Genomic DNA, 23,283 nt, shown 5'->3' with positions numbered 1-23,283 from the left:
CCCGTACGGTCCCGGCCCGGCAGGCGCCCCGTAACCCCGGGCCGGGGCGGGCCGGGTCTGCGGCGGCGGCAGGTGGTCGTTCCCGTGCACGGCGTCACCGCTGCCGGGTTTCGAGCGGCCGCATCAGCAGTCCGGCGATCTCCTCGCGCCGGGTGGGCTCGGCGCGCCCCGCGTGCTGCGTCAGATAGATGGCGTTCAGCAGCTGGTCGGTGGGGCGCAGTTCGCCGTCGCCGTCCTCGCTGGTGAAGCGGGAGATCAGGTCCAGGTGCTGCTCGTCGGCACCGGCGCCGAAGTGTGCCTGGACCATCGACGCGAGGCGTTCGTCGCGCGGCGGGTCGAGATGGAGCCGGATGCAGCGGCGCAGCAGCGGGGCCGGGAAGTCCCGTTCGCCGTTGCTGGTCATGACGATGAACGGGAAGGCGTGGCAGCGGACCCGGCCGCCGCGGACGGGCACCCGGCGGCCGTCGTCGGTGAGGACCCGGACCTCCTCGTGGCCCGGCCGGTCGGCGGTGCGCTCCAGCTCGGGCAGGGTGAACTCGCCCTCCTCGACGACGATCAGCAGATCGTTCGGCAGGTCGATATCGCTCTTGTCCAGCTCGTCGATCAGCAGGACGCGCGGGCGTTCGGTGGGGAGCAGGGCGGTGCCGAGCGGGCCGAGCTTCACATAGGCGCCGATGTCGTCGGGGGCGCGGTCCTCCCGCTCCGCCAGCTGGGCGTCCTGGAGGCGGCCGATGGCGTCGTAGGTGTAGAGGCCGTCGCGGAGTTCGGTGCGGCTGACGACGGGCCACTGGAGCACCCGGCCCAGGCCGAGTTCGTAAGCGATGGCATGCGCGAGCGTGGACTTGCCCGAACCGGGTTCGCCCGTGACGAGCAGCGGGCGGCGCAGGTACAGGGCGGCGTTGATCAGCTGGAGGGCCTCGGCGTCATAGGCCGGGGGCGCGCCGATCCGGGTGCCGAGCCGCCGGGTGGACGAGCTGTCGATGGGCGGCGCGGGGTCGGGCAGCGGTTCGCCGGAGAACGTACGCCAGGGCGGGGGCGGCGGAAGCTGCCCGACGCGCCCGGGGTCGGGGGCCCCGGTGCCCCGGTAGATCAGCCAGTCGTCGTCCATCGCTCGCTCCTTTTCCACGGCCGGGTGACCGGTGGCGGGCAACGTGGGGTGTATTCCCTGCCCGGCGCCGTCCCATGACTGCCGGTCGGTGACCGGTGTGATGTCTCCTCATGAGGAAGCTCGTCGTCCGTGACGCGGTCGGCGGTTCCGCCGGTGGAGCGGCCCTGCCACGCCCGTTCCTCCGCCCTACGACACCGGAGTCCGCCGGTTTTCCCGAAGTGGCCGCCGGTATCGTTCCGGGGATTTCCGGTACGCCTTCGGGGGCGCTCCAGCGCATTTCCGGCCTCCGGGGGGCGGTTTCCCGCCGTTCCGTCACGTCTCCGGCCGCCCCGCGTCCCCCGCCTCACCCCTCCCATTCCCCTGTCCCGCCCCTTTCCCGCCCCTTCCGGCCCGCCGTAGTGCGTTGTCGCCGTACGCCGTACCGCGCCGTCCTCCGGAGCGTGCGGACCCGCGGCCACTCATGGCCACCCACCGGTCCGCGCCGGGCGGGCCCGCCCGGCGCGCGCGGTGCTCAAGGCCCCGTGCTCAAAGCCCGGTACTCAAGGCCCCGTACTCAAGGCCCGGTGCTCAAGGCTCAGGGCGAGTCAACCGGACCGTCGCCGTCGGCCGGAAGGGGCCTGCGTGGATCGTCGTAGAGGAGGGCCACGCCCTCCGCCCAGTGGCCGCCGTCCCGCCGTCCGCTGATGTCGTCCCTGATCCCCCGCAGCCGGTCCGGGAGTTCGTCCGCGCTTCCGGTGGCCGCGAGCAGGGCCGCCGCGCCCCGGTGCACCTCGTCGCAGAAGTCGCCGCAGCCCTGCTCCGTATGGCTGTCGGTCTGCCACAGGGCGACGCCGTGGCCCGCTTCCAGCGCCATCCCCATCGCCCGGCGGCCCATGCCGCCGCCCGCCGGACGGCAGAGGACGGGAATACCCGCCGGTGCCATCTCGGCCAGCTGACGGGCCCTCGGGACCTGCCGCGGCGGCGGCACCCGGCAGGCGCTGAACGGCGGTTCCGCGGTGGTCAGTCGCTGCCAGCGGTCCGACCAGGCACCGTCCGCCGCACCTCGTCTGGCGATATCCCGCAGCACCACCGCCCGGCGTACCCCGACATACGCCGGATGGTGCAGTCGGGCCATCTCGGTCAACTGCCAGCGGTGTACGGCGGTATCGAAGTGGTCGGCCGGGAGCGCGACTTCCAGGGGTACGGGCGCCCCCGGCGCGTCGACCGAGGCGAACACCTCGGCGAGCGGGGCGCGCAGCTCGCCGACGAGCCGCTCGGGCGGTACGCCGTCCCCGGTCTGCACCTCGTGCAGCGGTTCGTTGACATCGAGCCCGTCGTCGACCCGGACCCGCCAGTAGAACCGGGGGGTCAGGGCGTCGGCGACGGGCTCCAGTTCGACGATCACCACGGCCCGTCCGTCGCCGGGCGCGGGGTGGCGCAGCACGATCCGGTCACCGGCACCGGCCGGGTCCGGCGGCTGGAGCAGTCCGGGCGGCAGGGTGGCCTGGGTGACGACGGTGTGGACGATGCGGGGTACGTCGTCGAGGCGGCGCGTGATCCAGTCCAGCAGCGCCGAGGGGTCGCCGCCGCGGGCGCGTTCGTACTCGGCCACCAGCCGGAGGTAGTGGAGCGCGGCGATGGCGGCGGCGGGCCGGCCCGCCTCGTACAGCAGTCCGTGTCCGTCCCGCCAGGCGTGCGGCAGCAGTTGGCCCGGCGGGGCGGCGACCCCGCCGCGGGCCTTCTTCGCCAGCTCGACGACGGGCCGGATGCCGTCGGGCGGATGCACCGCGGAGAGCAGGGCGAGGGCTTCGCGGCGGTCGCGGGGGCTCCACTGGTCGCCCCCGGCCTGGATGCCCGTACCGGGCAGCTGGTGCTGGCGGTCGATCCAGTTATGGCCGGTGATCTTGGGGGACTGGCCGTGCCAGTGGTCGTGGGCGGCGGCCAGTTCCTGGTAGTCGGCGCCGAAGCGGCGCAGGGCGGTCACCGCGATGGCCATACCGCCGTCGCGCCCGGCGCGGCGGGATTTGAGGACGCCGACGACGGCTCCGGTGTGGGCGTCGAGTACGGGGGAGCCCGAGCCGCCCCGCGGGAACTCGGCCTCGGGGCGGATCCGCAGCCCGTAGGCGTCGTCGAAGCCGTTGATCCGGGCGGTGGCCTTCCAGGGCACGGCCCGTTCGGGGTGGGCCTCGCCGCCGGGGCGGTAGCCCTGGACCACCCCGCGGCCCCCGGGGTGGTCGGTCCGGTCCGTGAGCCAGACGCACTCGTGCTCGACGTCCGGGTCCAGCAGCCGCAGCAGGGCGAGGTCCTGTTCCACGGGGATCTTGTGCTCGGGCAGCGGGCCGCCGTCGACCAGCCAGCGGTGGAGCCGGGCGTCGAGGGGTTCGCCGCCGTTGACCTCGGAACCGGCGACCCGCACCGGCCGGGTGGGGTCGCCCCGCAGATGGGGGGCGAGGACATGGGCGCAGGTGAGGATCCACCCGGGGGCGACGAAGAAACCGGTGCCCCACATGGGGGCGTTGCCGGTGCCTCCGATGCGTACGGTCGCGGCGCGCAGCAGTGCGTCGATGACCTGGTCGGACTCGCCGGCGGTCATGCCGGGGCCGTTCCGCTGCCGCCCGCGCCGTCACCGCCCGTACCGCCCGTATCTCCGGTACCGCCCGTATCTCCGGTACGGCCGGTGGCTCCGTCCGGGGCCGGGTCCCGCTGCGGGTCCCGGTCCAGGTCCGCGCCGGGCGCCGGACCGGGTTCCGAATCGGGGTCCGCGGCCCGTGCCGCGGGGGTGTCCGGGGCCGGCGGGGCCGGGGGCCGGGCGGGCGCGGGCGGATGGGCGGGCGGCGGCGGCACGGTCACCGCGGGCGGCGCCGGGGCCGTGGGCGGAGGCGGCGCCGGTACGGCGGCGGGCGGTACGGACGCCGGAGGCGCCGGGGGTACGGGGGCGGGCTCCCCCGCCGGGACCGGAGGTACGACCGGGGCCGGCGGGACCGCCGTCGACTCCCCCGCCGGAACCGGAGGTACGACCGGGGCCGGCGGGACCGCCGTCGACTCCCCCGCCGGAACCGGAGGCACCGCGCCGGGCTCCGCCACCCGGGCCGGCGGGACCGCGGCCGGCTCCGGCGTACCGGCCCCGGCCGCCTCCCCCGCCGGTCCGGGCCGGTTCCGAAGCTGCCAGACCAGGGTGACCTGGATGGACGTCTTGGCCTCGCCCGACGCCAGTACGGCCAGCGCCGACCCGGACTTCGCGGTCAGCTCCACCCCGAAGGTGACGCTGGCCTCGTCGGGCCCGGCGGCGGCCGCCGCTCTCAGCACGGAACCGCCGACATCGGTGATCAGCTGCTGGAGCTGCTCCACTTTGGCCGAGACGGTGTCGGTGAAGCCGACGTCCTCGTCGTCGTCGCCGTATCCGCCCTCCGGCACGGTGAGCCGGGCGTGCACCACGGCTCCCCCGGGCAGTTCGATCTGCTGGACGCGTCCGTTCATCGACTCCCCCGAACTGGACGGCACCCCGCCGTCCCGTTGGCGCGTTACCTGGGTGGTGTGTGCATGGCGACGACCGGAGCACCCCGCACGGTTGCGCGGGCGCGGCCGTAACCTGAAGAGGTAGTCCCCCATCCGTCCCGGGAGCATGTCTTGTACTTCACCGATCGCGGCATCGAGGAGCTGGAGAAGCGGCGTGGCGAGGAAGAGGTCACCTTCGAGTGGCTCGCCGAGCAGCTGCGCACCTTCGTCGATCTCAACCCCGACTTCGAGGTGCCGGTGGAGCGGCTCGCCACCTGGCTGGCCCGCCTCGACGACGAGGACGAAGACGACTGACGCCGACTGACACCATCCGGCACCGGCTGACACCGGCTGACACCGAGTAACGCCGTCCGGCACCGGCCGACACCGCCCGAGGGGGCCCGAACCGGCTCGCACGGACCGGCAGTGCCGGACAAGGGCCGGGTCGGCCCGACCCGGACGGCACCGGCAGGCCCGGCCCGCCGTGGCATTTCGGGGGCACGCGGGGGCGTCTCGTCGCCCCCGCCCTGCTCTCCCCCTACCCACCGCGTACCCCGCCGTCACTCTCTCCGGGCGGCGCTCCCCTCCCCCGCCCCCGCCGTCATTCCCGGTCGGCCCGCCGCCGCTCGTACGCCAGCAGCAGCGCGCCCTGCGCGGCCAGCACCGCCCCCGCGGCGGCCCAGCCACCACCACCCCGCCCGCCGCCGCTGTCGCCGGTCCACCGGCGCAGCCCCCAGCAGGCCAGCGGCACCCCCACCGCGAGCTGTGCCGCACCCAGCGCCCGCAGCCCCCGCCGCTCCCGCGGTTCGCGCAGCCAGTGGTCGAAGCTCTCCTCCACCGCGTGCAGCTCGGTACGGACCGCGTCCCGCCAGCCCGCCCACTCGACGGTCTGCGCGCCCCGCTCCTCGGCGACGGCGTGCAACTGCGCCGGGGCGCGGCCCGGGGCGAGCCCCGGGGGCAGCTCCAGTCCGGCGCGGGAGAGCACGGCGACCAGGCCGCGCAGCCGGTCGGGGCCGTCGATCTCGCGGTTCTCCCTGGTCAGCGGGGCGAGCGCCTGTACGTCGATGACCGGGTCGAGACCGAGGCGGGCGGCGAAGGTGGAGATCGCCTCGTCCTCGCCCGCCGGAGTGCCGTCGGTGAGCCAGACATAGCCCACCGGGCGGCGGAAGCCGGAGGCCAGGGTGAATCCGACGCGGTCGGTGTCCCACCAGAGCGCGAGGACCGGCCGGCCGAGGCCGACCGCGACCGCGAGGGCGACGGCCCAGCCCGCGACGACCCGGTCGACCGGCTCTCCGTCCTGCCAGGCGGCGCCCTCGGGGACCAGGGCACTCCAGTCCGCACCGGCCGGGACGAGTAATTGCGGCTCCCGCAGCAGCTGGGCGGGCGGGCGTACGGCGGAGGGCTCGGCCCTGACCAGCAGAAGGGCGCCCACGGCTGTCGCGTTCATATCTCTCACGCTAGGCCACCCCGCCCGGCTATGACCGGTTTTGACCGGCAGTTGGGCGAGCGGAGCCGCCGCCGGACGGCCGGATCACCGGACCCGGCGACCGGAACTCGCGATATATCGCCTCCTTCGGGAGGCGCGGTACATTGCGTCGCGGTACGACCGGCCGTCCGGCGGGCCCGGCCAGGAAGAGGTGCTCCGCAATGCCCCCCGTCTTCGCCCACGGCAGGCTGCGCCTGTATCTGCTCACCCTGCTCGACGAGGCGCCGCGGCACGGCTACGAGGTGATCAGGCTGCTGGAGGAGCGGTTCCACGGCCTGTACGCGCCCTCGGCGGGCACGGTCTACCCGCGGCTGGCGAAGCTGGCGGCGGAGGGTCTGGTCACCCGGGTCACCGAGGGCGGCCGCAAGGTGTATTCGATCACCGAGGCGGGCCGGGCCGAGCTGGCCGGGCGCGGCGGCGAGCTGGCCGGTCTGGAGCAGGAGATCCGGGAGGCGGTCGCGGAGCTGGCGGCGGAGATCCGGGACGGCGTCCGGGTCGCCGCGGGCAGGCTCCGGGGCGGGATCCGCGCGGCGTCCGTCCGGGCCCGGCCCGTGCCGCCGGACGCCGATGACCGGGGGGACCGTACGGAACGGGCCCGGGAGGCGCAGCAGGCCCGGGAGGCCCGGAAGGCTCGAAGCACCCGCGAGAACCGGGAGACACCGCCGACACAGGAGGACCGGGAAGCGCAGGCGTCACAGGAGACGCGGGAGGCCCGGGAGCTGGACCGGCTGCTGGACCGTTTCCGCGACGACGTACGGCATGCTGCCCGCGACCACGGTGTCACGGAGTCCCAGCTCGGCGAGGCCCGCCACCGGCTCACCGCGACGGCGGCACGGCTCACGGCCCTGCTGGGCGAGAACCCCATGACCCCGGACCGGACCGGGCCGTAACACCCGGGCGCTCACACCCTCGCCGACAGAGCCCCCGACCGGACCGGGCGCGGCCTGCCGGGAGCCCGGTACGGGACCGCCGGGGTGCGGGCACGCCCCGCCCGCCGGCCGGACCCCGGGCAGGGCTCCGGCCACAGCGGCCGCGGGGCCGGAGCCGTACGGTCCGACGGTCCGACGGTCCGACGGTCCGACGGTCCGACGGCGGCGCGTGCCCGGCCGCCGGAACCGCAAACCGCGAAACCCTCCCCGTCGCGCTCCCGGATCAGCCGGTACCGCCCGCCCCCGCCGTACCGTCTCCGTCCCGGCGGGCTTCGCAGCCACCGCCGCCACCGCCGCCACCGCCGCCACCGGCGAACATGACCCGCTCCAGCGAGGTGTAGGTGGCACCGTGGTCGGCGAGGACCTCCGCGACCACCCCGGGCCCGGCCGTCAGCGCCAGCAGGACGTGCTCGCCCCCGATCCGGCGGTCGCCACGGCCGGAGGCGATCCGGAGCGACTTCACCAGGGCCGATTTGGCGGCCGGGGAGAACGGCTGGTGGGACGTCCACCGGCGGCGGGCGGCCCGGAACCGGCCGCGGACTCCAGGGTCGAGCACCCCTCTGCCATGGGCGGCTTCGGCCTGTGCGACGACCTCGTCGACGTCTATCCCGAGCCCCGCCAGGGCCCGGGCGTCGGAGGGGGAGAGCCCGCCCCGGCGCCGGGCGGTGCGGAGCGCCTCCTCGACGGACGCCCGCCGGTCGGTGACCCCGAGCGCCGCGAAGGCGAAGGCGGTACGGGTGCCCCGCTGGTCGAGGAGCGCCAGCAGCAGGTGTTCCTCCGTGACCGTGCCCGCCCCCGCGCGCTGGGAATGGGCGCAGGACTTCGTCACCACACCGCGGGCGTCCTCGGTGAACCGTTCGAACATCATCGCCTCCCGTGTTTCTTGTGCACGGCCTGCCGGCTGACCCCGAGTTCCTCGGCGATCTCCTGCCATGACCAGCCCTGATTGCGGGCGCTGCGCACCTGGACGGCTTCGAGCTGCTCCAGCAGCCTCCGCAGCGCGGCGACCGCCCGCAGTCCGACCCGGGGGTCGCGGTCGCCCGCGCGTTCGGCGAGATCGGTTGCCTCAGTCATAACTGTCAATCTAGATTGACAGCTCAACCCCGTCAACCCTTGTTGACAAACTGCGGCGGCCGGCCCCCGGGGGAAACGCGGCGGTGCCGGTCGGGCAGGCGACGCACCGGCGGTCACCCCCGGGGAACACGCGGCCGCCGGTTCCCCCAGCGGGAGGCGTACTGCGGCGGCCGGTTCCTCAGGGAGTGAGCACGATCTTCCCGAAGAGGTCGCCGTCCGCCATCCGCTCGAAGCCCTCCCGGGCCCGGTCGAGCGGCAGCACCCGGTCGATGACCGGCCGGACACCGGTGGCGGCACAGAAGGAGAGCAGGTCCTCCAGTTCGTCCTTGGAGCCCATCGTGGAGCCCACGACCTTCAGCTCCAGGAAGAAGATCCGGGTCAGCTCCGCATGGGACGGCCGGTCGCCGCTGGTCGCCCCGGAAATCACCAGAGTGCCGCCGGGCCGCAGGCATTTGACGGAGTGGGACCAGGTGGCCGCGCCCACCGTCTCGATGACGGCGTCCACCCGCCGCGGCAGCCGCGCCCCCGGCTCGTACGCCTCCTCGGCACCCAGCTCGACGGCCCGGGCGCGCTTGGCGGCGTCGCGGCTGGTGGCGTACATCCGCAGACCGGCGGCCTTCCCGAGGACGATCGCCGCGGTGGCCACACCGCCACCTGCCCCCTGGACGAGGACGGAGTCACCCGGCCGTACGCCCGCGTTGGTGAAGAGCATCCGGTACGCGGTGAGCCAGGCGGTCGGCAGACAGGTGGCCTCCTCGAAGCTCAGCTCCTTCGGCTTGGGCAGGACGTTCCAGGTGGGTACGGAGACCTGCTCCGCGAAGGTGCCCTGGTAGTGCTCGGTCAGCATGGACCGGGGCTCGTCGGGGCCGACACCGTGGCCGCTCTGGCCGATGACGGAGTGCAGGACGACCTCGTTGCCGTCGGGGTCGATCCCGGCGGCGTCGCAGCCGAGGATCATCGGCAGCTTCTCCGCGGGCAGCCCGACGCCCCGCAGGGACCAGAGGTCGTGGTGGTTGAGGGAGGCGGCCTTGACGGTGACGGTGGTCCATCCGTCCCGGGCGGCGGGCGCGGGGCGCTCCCCCAGGACGAGCCCGTCGAGCGGCCGGTCGCGGTCGATACGTGCGGCATAGGCTGCGAACATGCGCCCGACCCTAGGCTCACCCCGCACCCCGGGAAACCACCCCGGAGTGTGACACCCCCCTCCCCGGGAACCCTGGAACCCCCGCACCCCGCACCCCTGCACCCCGGAAACAAACGAGGGCCCCGGAAACAAACGAGGGCCCCGGAAACAAACGAGGGCCCCGGGCCCGGCCCCCGGTCGGGGTGCCGGGGCCCGGGGCCCTCGTATCGCAGTTGCGGGCCGGTGCCCGGCCACACTCCCGGGTTACGCCCGGGCCACGCCCTCGGCGCGGGCGGCCGCCGCCACCGCCGCGGTCACCGCGGGCGCCACGCGCTCGTCGAACGGGGAGGGGATCACGCAGTCGGGCGCCAGCGCGTCGCCGACGACGTCCGCCAGCGCGTTGGCCGCCGCGATCTTCATGCCCTCCGTGATGCGGGAGGCCCGCACCTGGAGCGCTCCGGCGAAGATGCCGGGGAACGCCAGCACGTTGTTGATCTGGTTCGGGAAGTCGCTGCGGCCCGTGGCGACGACTGCCGCGTACTTGTGCGCGACGTCCGGGTGGACCTCGGGGTTCGGGTTGGCCATCGCGAACACGAACGCGCCCGGGGCCATGGAGGCGACGGCGGCCTCGGAGACCGTACCGCCGGAGACTCCGATGAAGACGTCCGCGCCGGCCAGCGCGCTCTCCAGCGAGCCGGACAGCCCGGCCTTGTTGGTCAGCCCGGCCAGCTCTCGCTTCACCGGCGTCAGATCGTCGCGGTCGGAGCTGACGATGCCCTTGCGGTCGGCGACGGCGACGTCCCCGAGACCGGCCTCCAGCAGGAACTTCGCAATGGCGACGCCCGCCGCGCCCGCTCCGGAGATCACCGCGCGCAGCTCGCCCAGCTCCCGCCCGGTCAGCCGGGCCGCGTTGCGCAGGGCGGCGAGGGTCACGATCGCCGTGCCGTGCTGGTCGTCGTGGAAGACCGGGATGTCGAGGCGCTCCTGGAGCCGGCGCTCGATCTCGAAGCAGCGGGGCGCGGAGATGTCCTCCAGGTTGATCCCGCCGAAGGAGGGCGCCATCCGGACGATGGTCTCGACGATCTCGTCGGTGTCCTTGGTGGCGAGCGCGATCGGCACCGAGTCGACCCCGCCGAACTGCTTGAAGAGGATCGCCTTGCCCTCCATCACCGGCAGCGAGGCCTCCGGGCCGATGTCACCGAGTCCGAGGACCGCGGTGCCGTCGGTGACGACGGCGACCACGCCGGACTTCCAGGTGTAGTCGTCGACCAGCTCGGGCCGCTCGGCGATGGCGGTGCAGACCTTGGCGACTCCGGGCGTGTACGCGAGGGACAGGTCGTCCTTGTCCCGCAGCGGCACCGTGGCCGCGACCGCCAGCTTTCCGCCACGGTGCAGGGCGAACACCGGATCGAAGGGCTCCTCGGCGGCCGCCGCACCGGCCTCCGTACCCGTGCCGTCCGCGGCCGGGATTTCGCTGTCGCTGCGAGGATTGACAATCTCCGCTGCCATTGGGTTGACCCCTTAAATCTTCATCGGTTGAGGGTTTCCGCTCCTGGTGAGGAGGGGTGAGCGGGCACCGCGTCCGCTCCCGGCCCCGGCGGTCTGACCGCCCGGCCGGGCCGTTGCGTACGCGCGGGCGCGCCGCACACGCGCCCTGAGCCCCGGATGAGGGGTGTAAGAGTCCTTCTTACCGGAACGTGACCGTGGACGACGAGTCCATATCGCGCCAGGCGACCCGAATCGATACGACACATCGTCCCTCACACCGAAAAATCATGACACGCCGGTTTCACGTGCTGAATACCGGCCACGACTGGATGGCAGCCGCAGATCTTCCGGCCCGAAGGAGCGTTTCCCGCGAATGGTCCGGTCGCTCGGTACCGGCCTGCGGGGTCCGGGGGTGTCCCGTTATCCGATTTTGACATGCGCAGCCCCCTGAAGAAGCCGGTCCGAATGGCAAGATGCCGAAAACGCACAAGGTCGCGGCGGTCGGAGAACCGCTCGATGGCCCGCTCGGCGACACGTCCGCGACCTGCGGAGACGGTTGGCGTGGGGCTCCGGGCGGGACCGTGGACGCGGCCGGAACGCGATCGGACGCGACCAGAAATGGCTGCCCACTGACACGCCGGAGGATCCCCGACATGACCGCACGCTCGATGCGCACCTCGACCGCCCCGAAGTTCCGGAAGTCCCGCTCCTCCCGGTTCGCCGCGGTCGGCGCCCTCGCGGTCGCCGGTTCCCTGCTGCTGACCGCCTGCGGCGACCAGACCGACAGCGGCTCCAAGGAGAAGGGCAGCGGCGACAAGAAGACCAACAGCGCCCCGCTCTTCGACAAGCTGCCCGAGAAGTACCAGAAGTCCGGTGTCATCAAGGTCGGCACGAATGCCGAGTACGCACCGATGGAGTCGGTCGAGAACGGCAAGATCGTGGGTGTCGACCCCGATATCGCCGCCGAGCTGGGCAAGAAGCTCGGAGTGAAGTTCGAGTTCACCTCCGGCTCCTTCGACGGCCTGATCACCGCCCTGAACACCGGCCGCCACGACATAGCCATGTCGTCCATCACGGACAACAAGCAGCGCCAGGAGGGCCTGGACGAGAACGGCAAGAAGCTCGGCAAGGGCGTCGACTTCGTCGACTACTTCCTCGCCGGTACCGCCGTCTACACCAAGAAGGGCAACCCGGAGGGCATCAAGTCCATCGCCGACCTCTGCGGCAAGACCGCGGCGGTGCAGCGCGGCACGACGTACGAGAAGGCCCTCCAGACCCAGTCGAAGGCCTGCAAGGACGCCGGAAAGGCGGCCGTGAAGATCGAGCCCTTCGAGAACGACACCGAGGCCCAGACCCGGGTGAAGTCCGGCGGCGCGGTCGCCGGGGTCAACGACTACCCGGTCGCCCTCGACCTGTCGCGCAAGGCCGACGGCGGCAATGCCTTCGAGGTCGTGGGCGAGCAGATCGACGCGGGCCCGTTCGGTATCGCCGTCAACAAGGACAACACGGCGCTGCGGGACGCCCTCAAGGAGGCCGTCGACGCGATCATCGCGGACGGTTCGTACCTGAACGTGCTGAAGAAGTGGGGCGCCGAGAGCGGGGCGATCGACAAGGCCGCCATCAACGGCGGCAAGTGACGCCCGCGGCCGGCGCCCGTATTTCGTATCTCCCCGAAGAAGACTCCCCCGAAGGGCAGTCACCGTGACTGACAGTACCGACAGCTCGCGCCCCGGCATGTTCGACAAGACGGCACCGAGGGACAGCGCACCGGACACCGGACCCGCCGACGCGGTTCCGGTCGCCGAGGACGGTTCCGCGCGGCCCGCCGCCGAGGCGTCCGCGATACCGCCCGAAGTGATCAAGGCGATACCCGTACGGCATCCCGGCCGCTGGGTGAGCGGTGTGATCGTGACCGGCCTGCTGGCCGCCCTGGTCTATGCCTTCGCCCAGGGCGACATCAAGTGGGGCACCGTCGGCGATATGGCCTTCGACGACCAGGTGATCGAGAGCGCGGGGAAGACCCTGTGGATCAGCGTCCTGGCGATGGCCCTGGGTGTGGTCCTCGGTGTACTGCTCGCCGTGATGCGGCTCTCGAAGAACCCGGTGACCAGCTCGGTCGCCTGGCTGTACATCTGGTTCTTCCGCGGCACCCCGGTCTATGTCCAGCTGCTGCTCTGGTTCAATCTGGCGCTCATCTTCGAGTACCTGAACATCCCGGGCATCTACAAGGACGAGATGACCGATGTGATGACCCCGTTCATGTGCGCGCTGCTGGGCCTCGCCCTCAACGAGGCCGCGTACATGGCGGAGATCTGCCGGGCGGGCATCCTCTCCGTCGACCAGGGCCAGACCGAGGCGTCCCAGGCGCTCGGTATGACCCAGGCGAAGACGATGCGCCGGGTGGTGCTGCCGCAGGCACTGCGGGTGATCATCCCGCCGACCGGCAACGAGTTCATCAACCTGCTGAAGACCTCGTCCCTGGTCTATGTGGTCACCTACGGCGAGCTGATGAGGACGACCTCGCAGATCGGCTCCACCTCCTATGCGGTGATGGAGATGCTCTTCGTCGCCTCGCTCTGGTACATCGTGATGACCAGCGTCTTCAGCGTCGGCCAGTACTACCTGGAGCGGCGGTACGCCCGCGGCTCCCAGCGCGATCTGCCGGCCACCCCCTGGCAGCGCGTCAGGGCCAACCTCTCCTCCGGCCCCGGCCGGCGCACGACCACCGCGGGAGGCACCCGATGAACGCCATGGTGAAGGCCGAGGGCGTCCACAAGTCCTTCGGCAGCGCCCATATCCTCAAGGGCATCGACCTGGAGGTCGCGCCCCGGGAGGTCTTCTGTCTGATCGGACCCTCCGGTTCCGGCAAGTCGACCTTCCTGCGGTGCATCAACCATCTGGAGAAGATCAGCGCGGGCCGGCTCTCGGTCGACGGGGAGCTGGTCGGCTACCGGCAGAAGGGCGACAAGCTCTACGAGCTGAAGGAGCGCGAGGTCGCCCTGAAGCGCCGGGACATCGGCATGGTCTTCCAGCGGTTCAACCTCTTCCCGCATATGCGGGCGGTGGAGAACGTCATGGAGGCCCCGGTCCAGGTCAGGGGCGAGTCCAGGGCGGTGGCCCGGGAGCGGGCGCTGAAGCTGCTGGACCGGGTCGGCCTGGCGGACCGCGCCGAGCACTACCCCTCGCAGCTCTCCGGCGGCCAGCAGCAGCGGGTGGCGATCGCCCGGGCGCTCGCCATGGAGCCCAAGCTGATGCTCTTCGACGAGCCGACGTCGGCGCTCGACCCGGAGCTGGTGGGCGATGTGCTGGACGTCATGCGCGGACTCGCCGAGGACGGTATGACCATGATCGTGGTCACCCACGAGATGGGCTTCGCCCGGGAGGTCGGCGACGCGCTGGTCTTCATGGACGACGGCAAGGTGGTCGAGTCCGGCCACCCGCGGGACGTCCTGGGCAACCCGCGGCACGAGCGGACCAAGTCCTTCCTGTCGAAGGTGCTCTGACCCCGGGCGGAGTGAGCCGGGGGCGGTAGGCGTGCGGGGGCGGTACGGATGCTTTCCGTACCGCCCCCGCCGCCGTTCCCGGCCGCCGCGCACCCCCTCCGGGCGCGGCGGCCGGGAACGGTCAGGGGACAGCCTTGCGGGGCACCGTCTCCGGGCTCTCCACCAGCGCCGTCAGCGCCTCCGCGCCGAGGGGGGCCAGCAGCTTGTCGGACCCCATGTCCTGCATGGTGCCGCCCAGCCGGTGCCGTTCCCCCCACGCCAGATCCGCTCCGTCGGCGACCAGCAGCGCTCCCCCGTCCGGGAAGATACGGAGGCGCTGGTCTTCGAACTTCGTCCACAGCGCGCCGCCGAGACCGAAGAAGTACCCGCCCTGCCAGGTGTAGACGGTGGTGCCGCCGGGACCGGGTGCGCTGCGGCAGCCGAACTTCAGAGCAGAGTCCGTTGTGACACAGTCCTTCACCTCGGTGATCCGGTCCTTCATGGTCGCCTTCCCGGTCGTCGCGGGAGGCGCGTACGCCACGCTCAGCCCCGTCGTCACCGTCTTCCCGTCCACTTCCCGGGTGATCAGATAGTGGCCGTCCAGCGGCCCGGTGCTGGCGTCCCCCCAGTCGGGCGGGGAATCCGGCGTCTTGCGGTGGCTCGTCGGGAACGGCGCGTCGCGGACCCGGGTCACACTGCGGAGCCCGTCCAGGTCCTTGTCCAGCAGTGCGCCGATCCGCTGGGCCCGGGCGGCTCCCGCGGAATCGCCGGGGCTCTGCCCCTTGGCGAGGATCTCCGGGGCGTCCGGCCGGGCGGAGAACCGGTCGGACAGGGGCACTGCCGCCGCCCCCGCCACGATCACCGCGGCCACCGCCCCGGCCAGCAGTGTTCGCCGTCTCCGCCGTACCCCGGCGACCTGCGCATAGACCGACTCCGTCGTCACCGCCGAGCGGCCGCGCCCTTCCGCGGTGCTCTCGGCGCGCTCCAGCAGGGCTCTGACGTCCTCTGTCATACGTACTCCTCGTGCACCTCGGCGCGGAGTGCGGCCAGCCCCCGGGCCGCGTGACTCTTGACGGTGTTCTCCCGCATGTCGAGCAGACGCGCGGTCTCCGCGACGCTCAGGTCCTCCCAGTACCGCAGCACCACCACGGCCCGCTGCTTGGCCGTGAGCCGGGCGAGGGCCGCCCGGACGACCAGGCCGCTGTCGGGGTCGGTCGCCGGTTCCGGGTGCTCGGGCAGGGTCTCGTAGGCGTGTTCGCGCCGCCAGAAGCGCCGTCGTGAGGCGATGAAGGAATTGACCATCGTCTTGCGCGCATAGGCTTCGAGATTGTCGATGCGGCCGAGTCGGCGGCCGCCGAGCACCACTTTCACCAGCGTCGTCTGGACGAGATCATCCGCCTCGTCGCGGTCGCCGCAGAGCAGGAACGCGCTGCGCAGCAACGCGGTCCGCCGCCCCTCGACGAAATCCCGCAGCGCGGCGTCCGTATCCGTCCGCGTCATCCCCCGGCTCCTCCTTGGTCCTGCGTTCCGGTCATGGGTAAATCCGTTCCCCTGTTGTGTCAGTGCGCCGGCCCGCCGCCGGGGTTGCGGTGGGCCGGAGATTTTCCGGAAGTTTTCTCGCCGTGGGCCGGCTCACGGCCGACAGCCGGGGCGTCCGGGGCGGACGGCCGGACGGCTGGACGGCGCGGACCTCGCCGGAACCGGCGGCCGGATCGGCACCCGCTCTCGTGGCGTCCGGGAACCGTCGCGGCGGCCGGTCCGTAATACTTCCCGTACCGGATGCGGGATCCCGTGCGCGCGGCGCGCGGCCGACGGTGGCCCCGACCCTGACCGACCCCGCCCCCAGACCGTGACGGTAAGGACTACTAGTGGAACTGGCATCTTACTCGGCATTCGCCGTGCGACTGGTCAACACCGAGGAGCCGGCCCGTAACAAGGACACCCTCGCCTCGGTCGACACCATCCGCGAGCTGTTCGGCCCGTCGTCCCAGGCGGCGCGGCGGGCGAGCGAGGCCGATGTGCCGCGGTTCCGTGCCGTACGGACCAAACTGCGGGCGGTCTTCACCGCGGCCGACGAGGGCGACGAGACCCGGGCGGTCGACCTGCTCAACTCGCTGCTGCTGGAGTTCCCGGTCAGCCCGCAGATCTCCGGCCACGAACAGCGGGACACGGACGGGCGCCCCGACTGGCATATGCATCTGGCCGAGCATCCGTCGAACGCCACCACCGGATACGCGGCCATCGCCGCGATGGGCCTGGCGATCCACCTCACCGAGTACGGCGTGGACCGCCTCGGCATCTGCCGGGCCGCGCCCTGCCGCAACGCCTATCTGGACACCTCGACCAACCGCTCCCGCCGCTACTGCTCGGACCGCTGCGCGACCCGCGCCAACGTGGCCGCCTACCGGGCCCGCAAACGCCGGGAGACCGAGGAGGCGGAGGAGACCACGGACACCGGACGCACCGCGGACAGCGCCCAGGAGAGCGTGGCCCACGGCGACCTGGGCCCGGGCTCCGGCGGCCGGTAGCGCAGCCGCACCCGCCCGAGCAGCAGTTCGGGCGGTACGGCGCCGAACACCCGGCTGTCGCCCTCCGCGCCCGGATTGTCCCCGAGCACCCACCAGCCGCCGTCCCGCCGCTCCACCAGCCGTTTGACGATGAGCAGGTCCTGCTGGAGCGGATGGCGCAGCACGGCGACGCATCCCGGCCGTACCGCGGCGCCGTACTGCACCAGCAGTCTGTCCCCGTGCCGGAGCGTCGGATACATCGAAGGACCGACCACGTCGGCCAGTCCGAACGGCACCGCCGCCTGCTCCGGCTCACTCATCCGGCACCTCCGCTTCCGTCCTGCCTGGCACCTCTACGGTACGGTCCGCCGGGGGTCCCGGACCCACCCCGGACTTTTGTCGTAAGCCCCGGGGGCAGCCGCGAAAACCGGTCCCCCACGGAGTAATGTCCCCTCTTGAGAAGACGATCACGAGGAAGGACAGAACATGCTCTCCCGCCTGTTCGCACCCACGGTGAAGGTCAGCGCCCACTGCGACCTCCCCTGCGGTGTCTACGACCCGTCCCAGGCCCGCGTCGAGGCCGAGTCGGTCAAGGCCGTCCAGGAGAAGTACCAGGCCAACGAGGACCCGCACTTCCGGGCCCGGGCCACCGTCATCAAGGAGCAGCGCGCCGAGCTGGCGAAGCACCACATCTCGGTGCTGTGGAGCGACTACTTCAAGCCGCCGCACTTCGAGAAGTACCCCGAGCTGCACCAGCTGGTGAACGACACCCTGAAGGCGCTCTCGGCGGCCAAGGCGTCCACGGACCCGGCGACGGGCCAGAAGGCGCTGGACTACATCGCCCAGGTGGACAAGATCTTCTGGGAGACGAAGCAGGCCTGACGCCCGGCCCCGTCTCCCGCGCCCGGCCGCGTGACGTCCCCGAGGACGTACCGCGGCCGGGCGCGGTCGTGTCCGGGACGCCCCGGCGCGCGGCGGACCGTGCGGGGCGGGCGGGGGCGAGCGGGGAACCCGGGGCCGGACCCCCGGGAACGTACCGCCGTCCCCTCCGGGTGAAGCCCCGGCGAAGGTCCCGGGCCCGGCCGGGGCCGATGCGAAGATCGGGGCGCGGCCGGGGGAACGGCCGTCAACGGGCACCGGAAGGGAAGTCGGACCATGCGCTGGACCGTGCACGGCGAGCGGCAGATCTACACCAACCCCTGGGTCAACCTCTGGCTGGCGGACGTCGAACAGCCGGACGGCCACCGGTTCGAGCACCATGTCGTCCGGATACGGCATCTCGCGGTCGCCGCCGTCGTCGACGACCGGCAGCGGGTGCTGATGATGTGGCGGCACCGCTTCGTCACCGACACCTGGGGGTGGGAGCTGCCGATGGGGCTGATCGAAGCCGGCGAGACCCCGGAGCAGACCGCGGTCCGGGAGGTGGAGGAGGAGACCGGCTGGCGGGTGGAGTCCGTCAGGCCGCTGCTGTACGCCCAGCCCGCGAACGGGATCACCGACTCCGAGCACTTCCTCTTCCGCGCCGACGGCGCCGTCTGGACCGGGCCGCCGGTGGAGAAGAACGAGACCGACCGGATCGAGTGGATTCCGCTCGACGAGATCCGGGGAATGATCGACCGGCGCGAGATCGTCAGCGGCGCCACCCTCAACGGCCTGCTGAAACTCCTGCTGGACGAGCTTTCGCCACCGCCCTCCGGGTCGGCGGAGAAGCGCGCGGCGGAGCGCGGGGCAGGGCAGGAGGAGGCACCTGCCACCCGGTGATAATGCCCCGGTGGACTTAACCCCTAAACCCCTCAGGTAACTTGCGCGACAGATGTTTCAGCAGTTTCAGCGCGCCAGGTTCACCCGGAGGGGGTTTTCGTGCGGGGCGGTAGCAGATCTCGGCGTTGGTGGGGAGGCGGGGCGGCGGTCGCGGCCGGTATAGCCGGAGTGCTCGTCATCCAGTCGGTGGCCGGCGGGCCGACCGGCGGCAGCGGGGAGGACGGGGCGAAGGCCGGATCCCCCCGGACCGAGGCCCGGGCCAGCGCGCTGAAGGTCGCCGCGGACGGCACCTCGGCCGAGCTGCCCAAGCGGGACACCAAGCCGTTCAGCCTCCTCGGTGTCACCTGGACCGACCCGGCGGCCCGGATCACCGGGACCATCGAGCTCCGTACCAAGTCGATGCGGTCCGGGAAGTGGACCGGGTGGCAGAGCCTCGACGGTGACCACACCGGGCACGGCGACGGCACCGGCCGCGGCGCTACCGACCCGATGTGGGTCGGTCCGTCCGACGGTGTGGAGGTACGGGTGAAGGCGGGCGGCGAAGTCGCCAAGCTGCCCGCCGGGATCCGGGTCGACATGGTCGACCCGGGCACCGGAGGCGTCACGGCCATGGAGCCCGCCGCCTTCGCGCTCCCGGCCACCGATACGGAGAACCTCGACGGAACCGGGCAGAACGCCCCGGCCACCGAGACGCCCGCGGCGGACCCCGCGGCCACCGTGGAGCCGCCCGTCACGACCCCGTCCGAGACCGCGTCCGCCCAGCCGCCGGTCACGCCTCCGGCGACCGCGCCGACCTCCTCGGCGCCCTCGTCCACTCCGAGCCCCACCCAGTCCACCAAGCCGCCGACCACCGCGCCGACCACGGCACCGACACCGGGTCCGCCGTCGACGGCCCCGCGGCCGCCGATCGTCACCCGCGCGGAGTGGAAGGCCGACGAGTCGATCAGCCCGGAGGCCCCGACCTACCTCCCGGGCAACAAGGTGAAGGCGGTGACCATCCACCACACTTCACTGAGCAACAACTACACCTGTGCCGAGGCGCCCGCCGTGGTCCGCGGCGTGTACGCGTACCACGTCCTGGGCGCGGACACGAAGTGGAAGGACATCGGCTACCACTTCCTGGTCGACAAGTGCGGCACGATCTACGAGGGCCGCAAGGGCGGCGTGGACCGGCCGGTGGTCGGCGCCCACGCCTTCGGCTTCAACAACGAGACCAGCGGTATCGCCTTGATGGGCAACTTCATGGAGGTCGCCCCGACGCAGGCCGCGCTCAACTCGGCCGCACGGATCGCCGCCTGGAAGCTCGGCCAGTATGGAGTGGACCCGAAGGGCACCACCGTACTCACGGCCGGTGCGGCGGGCGGCACCATCAAGGCCCTCGGTGGTCTCAAGTGGCAGAAGGGCGACAAGGTCACCCGTAACACCATTCACGGACACGGGCACGTGGTCGCCACCGAATGCCCCGGCACCAAGATGTACCCGCTGATCGACAGCATCCGTGAACTGGCGGGCGGCTCGGTCACCGGGCTCGCCGTCACCTCCGTCACCGGCGGCGGCACGGTCGGCACCACGGCCTATGTCAAGAACACCGCCACCGTGAACTGGAAGGCCACCACCCCGGCCGCGCTGATCGGCAAGTTCGAGGTACTGGTCAACGGACAGGTCGCCGCGACGGCCGCGGGCACCGCGACCTCCGCGAAGATCACCCTCGCCCCGGGCACCCACCAGGTCCTGGTCCGGGCCACGCACAACTCCCGCAAGACGGTGAACTCGGCCGCCCGCACCGTCGTCGCCGAGACCACCGCGCCGGTCTTCTCCACCAGGCCGACGGTCTCCCTGCGCCCGGGTACGGTCGCCGCCACCGCGGTCCCGGTCACCCTGGGCTGGAAGGCCGGCGACGCCCGCGCCCTGCGGGACGTCCGGCTGACCGCGCCGCTCGCCAAGGTCTACGGCCCGACCGTGACCAGCGCGCCGCACGCCTCCAAGGCCGCCGCGACCACCTGGTCGCTGACCGCCTACGACCAGGCGGGCAACGCCGCCACGGCGTCCGTCGCCGCGACCCCGGTGATCCTCCAGGAGACCAACGCGGTCAAGTCGGGCACCTGGACCACCAAGTCCGCGAGCAGCTACCTCGGCGGGAAGTCGTACACCAGCGGCACCAAGAACGCGTCGCTGACCTGGACCTTCACCGGGCGCTCGGCCGCCTGGGTGGTGTCGCGGGCCGCGACCTCGGGCCAGGCCCATGTCTATGTCGACGGAAAGCTGGTCCGGACGGTCGACCTGAAGTCGGCCACCACCAAGTACCGCGACGCGATCTGGACCCAGACCTGGGCCACCAGCGCCAAACACACCGTGAAGATCGTGGTCGTCGGCACCGCCAAGCGGCCGACCGTCACCACGGACGGCCTGGTGTACGTGAAGTAGCCCCCGCGGAGACGACCGCGCCCGGCCCCGGCTTCCCCGGGGCCGGGCGCGGTTCCGTTTCCGCCGGGTGCCGCCCGCGGGCGGTGGCCGGTCCCGGGAGCGAGGTCGGTGCCGGTGCCAGGGCGTACCGCCAAGCCGTCCGCTCAGGCCGCCGGGACCGCCAGCAGCGGGCTCTTGTGCCGCCGCAGCCACTGGCGGTACGCCACGGAGCCCGCCGCCACATCCCGGTACGCCGCCTCCAGGTCGGCGTAGACCGACGCGTACAGCTCGGGCTCCCCCGGCCGTGAGACCAGCAGCAGCCGGACCGCCAGCGGATCGCCCCGCAGCGGCCGGATGGCCATGTCGCCGCGCGGGTCGGAGGTCGGCTGGCAGGGGGCCACCGCCTCGCCGACGGCGATCAGCGCGGCGGCGGTGTGGTAGTCGCCGTGCAGCAGCTGCGGCTCGATCCCGGCGGCGGAGAGCACCCGGCGTACGCCCTCCCACTCGCCGTCGACGGTGGGGTCCACGATCCACCGGTCCGCGGCCAGATCGGTCAGTTCGACGACGGCCGAGGCGGCCGCCGGATGGTCCCGGGCCATCGACACGAACTGGGGTTCCCGCTCGACCAGCACCCGTACCGCGAGCCCGTCCGGAACGCTCAGCGGGCACCCCTCCACCTCGTGGACGAAGGCGACGTCGAGCCCGCCGCCCGCGACCTTGCGCAGCAGCGCGTTGGGCGAGACGTCCATATGGAGGGAGATATCGGTACCGGGGAGCCTGCGCCGCAGCTTCCCGAGCCAGCCCGGCAGGGCGCGGCTCGCGGTGGACCCGATGCGCAGCCGGGGCCCGTCGGCGCGGGCCGCGGCGGCCTTGGCCTCGGCCACCAGGGCGCCCATCTCGGCCAGCAGCGGGCGGGCCCGGCTCAGCACCGCCCGCCCCACCGGGGTCGGCCGGCAGCCCGAGCGCTCCCGTAAGAACAGCTCGGCGCCCAGGGAGTTCTCGATCCGGCGCAACTGCGTGGTCAGGGAAGGCTGGCTGACGCCCAGCCGGCGGGCCGCCTTGTGCAGACTGCCCGTGTCCGCGATGGCGCACAGCGCGCGGAGGTGTCTCACCTCGAGCTCCATGACTGGAGAGTAGGACCGTGCCGCCCGGCCACACCAGACGCACAGTCCCGGCGCACCGCCACAAAGAGCGGCAAAGAAAACAACAAACGGAATCTCCTGGACCGGATAGCGGACAGTGACGGTAACCGTCCCCGGCGGCCCCGGTGAACGACGGGCGGGCAGGGGCCCAACCCGAGGTGAACGGCCCCGCGGACGGGTCGCCGGGCCCCGGTGCGAACGGCGCGTGAACCGGGGGCGGACAGCGGGCCGGACCACGGTGGACGGCAGAATGGGAGGCCCCCGGAAGGGCCCTCGCACGGCCCGCCGCGGGAGGGTGATGCTCCGGTGTTATCGGGGGTTGGCATCATCCCAAGCTGGGGTGGTTCCCCGAAACTCCCTACCGAACCCGTTCAACGGACGAGTAGGAGTCCCCCCATGCGTCACCCCCGATCCGTCCTCGCCGCGGCCATCGGCATCGGCCTCGCCGCGGCGCTCTCCGCCACCCCGGCCTCCGCCGCCCCCGCCGGTGCCCCCACGGCCGGCGGAGCCGCGAGCACCTCCCTCAACACCCAGGCGGCGGCCGCCGCCTGGGCCGCCTACGAAGGCTCGAACGCGGACGCCAAGGCCACCGAGGCGTTCTTCCGGTCCGTGGTGAAGTCGGTCGCCGAGAAGCGGGCCGCCAACCCCGGCGCCCGGGTCGTCACCGTGAACTACGGCACCTCCGGGGCGCCGTCCTTCCGCAGCCAGATAGCCAGAAGCACCCAGGTCTGGAACAGCACCGTCACCAACGTCCGCCTCCAGGAAGGCCCCAACCCCAGCTTCACCTACCGCGAGGGCAACGACGCGCGCGGCTCGTACGCCTCCACCGACGGCCGCGGCCGGGGCTTCATCTTCCTGGACTACCGGCAGAACCAGATCTACAACTCCAACCGCGTCACGACCCACGAGACCGGCCATGTGCTCGGTCTGCGGGACAACTACCGCGGTCCGTGCAGCGAGCTGATGTCCGGCGGCGGCCCCGGCCCGTCCTGTCAGAACGATGTGCCCAACTCCGCCGAGCGCAGCCGGGTGAACCAGATCTGGGCGGGCCTCGTCCGCACCTCCTGACCCGTCCGCATCTCCTGACCCGTACGGGCCGGCCGGGGTCCACGGCCGGCCCGGCACTCCGGCCCCGGACGGGCGGCGGTTCCGCCGCGGTCCGGAGCTTTCCTCAGGCCCGCGCCCGGGCCGGGTTTCACCGGTACCCGGCCCGGCACTGTGGCCGGAACAAGGCGGTTGGAGCGCTCTGTTCCGGGGGACCTCACTATGGTCTGGACCTATTGACGATTGGTCCAGACCTTCTTACTCT

General features: G+C 72.6%; 21 protein-coding genes and 1 pseudogene. 10 read left to right on the top strand and 12 right to left on the bottom strand.

What is annotated here, in order from left to right; genetic code table 11:
* Positions 1-94: 94 nt before the first annotated feature.
* The 3 genes from ACWDR0_RS12705 to ACWDR0_RS12695 form a co-directional block, all read right to left on the bottom strand.
* Positions 95-1,108 (bottom strand): AAA family ATPase, encoded by a 1,014-nt coding sequence (locus ACWDR0_RS12705; protein WP_456351663.1) that lies wholly within the window; start codon positions 1,106-1,108, stop codon positions 95-97.
* 574 nt (positions 1,109-1,682) lie between these two features.
* The gene (locus ACWDR0_RS12700; protein ID WP_456351662.1) at positions 1,683-3,680 is read right to left on the bottom strand and encodes a VMAP-C domain-containing protein; all 1,998 of its coding nucleotides are present in this window, start codon (positions 3,678-3,680) and stop codon (positions 1,683-1,685) included.
* Complete coding sequence (locus tag ACWDR0_RS12695) at positions 3,677-4,564, bottom strand: CU044_2847 family protein (RefSeq protein WP_456351661.1); 888 nt, start codon at positions 4,562-4,564, stop codon at positions 3,677-3,679. Before ACWDR0_RS12695 ends, ACWDR0_RS12700 begins: the two co-directional genes overlap by 4 nt.
* A 150-nt stretch (positions 4,565-4,714) precedes the next feature.
* Here ACWDR0_RS12695 and ACWDR0_RS12690 point away from each other — a divergent pair, with 150 nt between their 5' ends.
* A complete protein-coding gene (locus tag ACWDR0_RS12690) occupies positions 4,715-4,897 on the top strand; it encodes a DUF6104 family protein (protein WP_031091411.1) in 183 nt (60 codons plus the stop codon).
* Between the two features lie 286 nt (positions 4,898-5,183).
* Here ACWDR0_RS12690 and ACWDR0_RS12685 read toward each other — a convergent pair whose 3' ends face one another.
* Positions 5,184-6,029 (bottom strand): hypothetical protein, encoded by an 846-nt coding sequence (locus ACWDR0_RS12685; RefSeq protein ID WP_456351660.1) that lies wholly within the window; start codon positions 6,027-6,029, stop codon positions 5,184-5,186.
* Between the two features lie 200 nt (positions 6,030-6,229).
* Here ACWDR0_RS12685 and ACWDR0_RS12680 point away from each other — a divergent pair, with 200 nt between their 5' ends.
* Entirely contained in the window at positions 6,230-6,958 is a 729-nt protein-coding gene (locus ACWDR0_RS12680) for a helix-turn-helix transcriptional regulator (RefSeq protein ID WP_456351659.1), read from the top strand.
* A 262-nt stretch (positions 6,959-7,220) separates the two neighbouring features.
* On the opposite strand, the gene ACWDR0_RS12675 is transcribed toward ACWDR0_RS12680, so the two are convergent.
* From ACWDR0_RS12675 to ACWDR0_RS12660, 4 genes are all read right to left on the bottom strand, one after another.
* On the bottom strand, positions 7,221-7,862 hold the full coding sequence (locus ACWDR0_RS12675) for a Clp protease N-terminal domain-containing protein (RefSeq protein ID WP_456351722.1): 642 nt from the start codon (positions 7,860-7,862) through the stop codon (positions 7,221-7,223).
* Positions 7,862-8,071 carry an HTH domain-containing protein gene (locus ACWDR0_RS12670; RefSeq protein ID WP_456351658.1) on the bottom strand — a complete coding sequence of 70 codons (210 nt, stop codon included), beginning with the start codon at positions 8,069-8,071 and terminating at the stop codon, positions 7,862-7,864. The genes ACWDR0_RS12675 and ACWDR0_RS12670 overlap by 1 nt, the downstream gene beginning before the upstream one ends.
* Positions 8,072-8,249: 178 nt before the next feature.
* A complete protein-coding gene (locus ACWDR0_RS12665) occupies positions 8,250-9,212 on the bottom strand; it encodes a zinc-binding dehydrogenase (protein WP_456351657.1) in 963 nt (320 codons plus the stop codon).
* A 243-nt stretch (positions 9,213-9,455) separates the two neighbouring features.
* Complete coding sequence (locus ACWDR0_RS12660) at positions 9,456-10,700, bottom strand: NAD(P)-dependent malic enzyme (protein WP_456351656.1); 1,245 nt, start codon at positions 10,698-10,700, stop codon at positions 9,456-9,458.
* A 632-nt stretch (positions 10,701-11,332) separates the two neighbouring features.
* Here ACWDR0_RS12660 and ACWDR0_RS12655 point away from each other — a divergent pair.
* The 3 genes from ACWDR0_RS12655 (at position 11,333) to ACWDR0_RS12645 (ending at position 14,182) form a co-directional block, all read left to right on the top strand.
* Positions 11,333-12,316, top strand: a complete 984-nt coding sequence (locus tag ACWDR0_RS12655; protein ID WP_456351655.1) for an ABC transporter substrate-binding protein — start codon at positions 11,333-11,335, stop codon at positions 12,314-12,316.
* 97 nt (positions 12,317-12,413) lie between these two features.
* Positions 12,414-13,424 (top strand): amino acid ABC transporter permease, encoded by a 1,011-nt coding sequence (locus ACWDR0_RS12650; RefSeq protein WP_456351721.1) that lies wholly within the window; start codon positions 12,414-12,416, stop codon positions 13,422-13,424.
* A gap of 5 nt (positions 13,425-13,429) precedes the next feature.
* Positions 13,430-14,182, top strand: a complete 753-nt coding sequence (locus tag ACWDR0_RS12645; RefSeq protein ID WP_456351720.1) for an amino acid ABC transporter ATP-binding protein — start codon at positions 13,430-13,432, stop codon at positions 14,180-14,182.
* 121 nt (positions 14,183-14,303) lie between these two features.
* On the opposite strand, the gene ACWDR0_RS12640 is transcribed toward ACWDR0_RS12645, so the two are convergent.
* Complete coding sequence (locus ACWDR0_RS12640) at positions 14,304-15,173, bottom strand: hypothetical protein (protein WP_456351654.1); 870 nt, start codon at positions 15,171-15,173, stop codon at positions 14,304-14,306.
* Positions 15,170-15,661 (bottom strand): SigE family RNA polymerase sigma factor, encoded by a 492-nt coding sequence (locus ACWDR0_RS12635; protein WP_456351653.1) that lies wholly within the window; start codon positions 15,659-15,661, stop codon positions 15,170-15,172. Before ACWDR0_RS12635 ends, ACWDR0_RS12640 begins: the two co-directional genes overlap by 4 nt.
* A 368-nt stretch (positions 15,662-16,029) precedes the next feature.
* Between ACWDR0_RS12635 and ACWDR0_RS12630 the strand changes: the two genes are divergently transcribed.
* On the top strand, positions 16,030-16,689 hold the full coding sequence (locus tag ACWDR0_RS12630; RefSeq protein ID WP_456351652.1) for a CGNR zinc finger domain-containing protein: 660 nt from the start codon (positions 16,030-16,032) through the stop codon (positions 16,687-16,689).
* Positions 16,690-16,706: 17 nt separating this feature from the next.
* On the opposite strand, the pseudogene sodX reads toward ACWDR0_RS12630, so the two are convergent.
* Positions 16,707-16,988, bottom strand: a pseudogene (sodX, locus tag ACWDR0_RS12625) (nickel-type superoxide dismutase maturation protease); the annotation flags it as partial.
* A 166-nt stretch (positions 16,989-17,154) separates the two neighbouring features.
* On the opposite strand from sodX, the gene sodN reads away from it, so the two are divergent.
* The 3 genes from sodN to ACWDR0_RS12610 all read left to right on the top strand — a co-directional run bounded on the left by sodN (position 17,155) and on the right by ACWDR0_RS12610 (position 20,853).
* Positions 17,155-17,550, top strand: coding sequence for a superoxide dismutase, Ni (gene sodN, locus ACWDR0_RS12620; RefSeq protein WP_456351651.1), 396 nt, complete (start codon positions 17,155-17,157; stop codon positions 17,548-17,550).
* Positions 17,551-17,823: 273 nt separating this feature from the next.
* On the top strand, positions 17,824-18,429 hold the full coding sequence (locus ACWDR0_RS12615; protein ID WP_456351650.1) for an NUDIX hydrolase: 606 nt from the start codon (positions 17,824-17,826) through the stop codon (positions 18,427-18,429).
* Positions 18,430-18,597: 168 nt separating this feature from the next.
* Positions 18,598-20,853, top strand: coding sequence for a peptidoglycan recognition protein family protein (locus ACWDR0_RS12610; protein WP_456351649.1), 2,256 nt, complete (start codon positions 18,598-18,600; stop codon positions 20,851-20,853).
* A gap of 143 nt (positions 20,854-20,996) precedes the next feature.
* On the opposite strand, the gene ACWDR0_RS12605 is transcribed toward ACWDR0_RS12610, so the two are convergent.
* Positions 20,997-21,956 carry a LysR family transcriptional regulator gene (locus ACWDR0_RS12605; RefSeq protein ID WP_456351648.1) on the bottom strand — a complete coding sequence of 320 codons (960 nt, stop codon included), beginning with the start codon at positions 21,954-21,956 and terminating at the stop codon, positions 20,997-20,999.
* A 414-nt stretch (positions 21,957-22,370) separates the two neighbouring features.
* On the opposite strand from ACWDR0_RS12605, the gene snpA reads away from it, so the two are divergent.
* On the top strand, positions 22,371-23,042 hold the full coding sequence (snpA, locus tag ACWDR0_RS12600; RefSeq protein WP_456351647.1) for a snapalysin: 672 nt from the start codon (positions 22,371-22,373) through the stop codon (positions 23,040-23,042).
* The last annotated feature ends 241 nt before the right edge of the window (positions 23,043-23,283 follow it).

The sequence above is a fragment of the Streptomyces sp. NPDC003691 genome (assembly GCF_053981115.1).
Note: the sequence above shows the minus strand (reverse complement) of the source record. Positions and strands in the feature narration are given on the sequence as shown.

What these genes read in the sequence shown, in the direction of transcription:
- ACWDR0_RS12705 (WP_456351663.1), bottom strand. Translation starts at nt 1,108, where the DNA reads ATGGACGACGACTGGCTGATCTACCGGGGCACCGGGGCCCCCGACCCC.
- ACWDR0_RS12655 (WP_456351655.1), top strand. Translation starts at nt 11,333, where the DNA reads ATGACCGCACGCTCGATGCGCACCTCGACCGCCCCGAAGTTCCGGAAG.
- ACWDR0_RS12685 (WP_456351660.1), bottom strand. Translation starts at nt 6,029, where the DNA reads ATGAACGCGACAGCCGTGGGCGCCCTTCTGCTGGTCAGGGCCGAGCCC.
- ACWDR0_RS12645 (WP_456351720.1), top strand. Translation starts at nt 13,430, where the DNA reads ATGGTGAAGGCCGAGGGCGTCCACAAGTCCTTCGGCAGCGCCCATATC.
- ACWDR0_RS12615 (WP_456351650.1), top strand. Translation starts at nt 17,824, where the DNA reads ATGCGCTGGACCGTGCACGGCGAGCGGCAGATCTACACCAACCCCTGG.
- snpA (WP_456351647.1), top strand. Translation starts at nt 22,371, where the DNA reads ATGCGTCACCCCCGATCCGTCCTCGCCGCGGCCATCGGCATCGGCCTC.
- sodN (WP_456351651.1), top strand. Translation starts at nt 17,155, where the DNA reads ATGCTCTCCCGCCTGTTCGCACCCACGGTGAAGGTCAGCGCCCACTGC.
- ACWDR0_RS12660 (WP_456351656.1), bottom strand. Translation starts at nt 10,700, where the DNA reads ATGGCAGCGGAGATTGTCAATCCTCGCAGCGACAGCGAAATCCCGGCC.
- ACWDR0_RS12605 (WP_456351648.1), bottom strand. Translation starts at nt 21,956, where the DNA reads ATGGAGCTCGAGGTGAGACACCTCCGCGCGCTGTGCGCCATCGCGGAC.
- ACWDR0_RS12675 (WP_456351722.1), bottom strand. Translation starts at nt 7,862, where the DNA reads ATGTTCGAACGGTTCACCGAGGACGCCCGCGGTGTGGTGACGAAGTCC.
- ACWDR0_RS12695 (WP_456351661.1), bottom strand. Translation starts at nt 4,564, where the DNA reads ATGAACGGACGCGTCCAGCAGATCGAACTGCCCGGGGGAGCCGTGGTG.
- ACWDR0_RS12665 (WP_456351657.1), bottom strand. Translation starts at nt 9,212, where the DNA reads ATGTTCGCAGCCTATGCCGCACGTATCGACCGCGACCGGCCGCTCGAC.
- ACWDR0_RS12650 (WP_456351721.1), top strand. Translation starts at nt 12,414, where the DNA reads ATGTTCGACAAGACGGCACCGAGGGACAGCGCACCGGACACCGGACCC.
- ACWDR0_RS12670 (WP_456351658.1), bottom strand. Translation starts at nt 8,071, where the DNA reads ATGACTGAGGCAACCGATCTCGCCGAACGCGCGGGCGACCGCGACCCC.
- ACWDR0_RS12700 (WP_456351662.1), bottom strand. Translation starts at nt 3,680, where the DNA reads ATGACCGCCGGCGAGTCCGACCAGGTCATCGACGCACTGCTGCGCGCC.
- ACWDR0_RS12680 (WP_456351659.1), top strand. Translation starts at nt 6,230, where the DNA reads ATGCCCCCCGTCTTCGCCCACGGCAGGCTGCGCCTGTATCTGCTCACC.
- ACWDR0_RS12635 (WP_456351653.1), bottom strand. Translation starts at nt 15,661, where the DNA reads ATGACGCGGACGGATACGGACGCCGCGCTGCGGGATTTCGTCGAGGGG.
- ACWDR0_RS12640 (WP_456351654.1), bottom strand. Translation starts at nt 15,173, where the DNA reads ATGACAGAGGACGTCAGAGCCCTGCTGGAGCGCGCCGAGAGCACCGCG.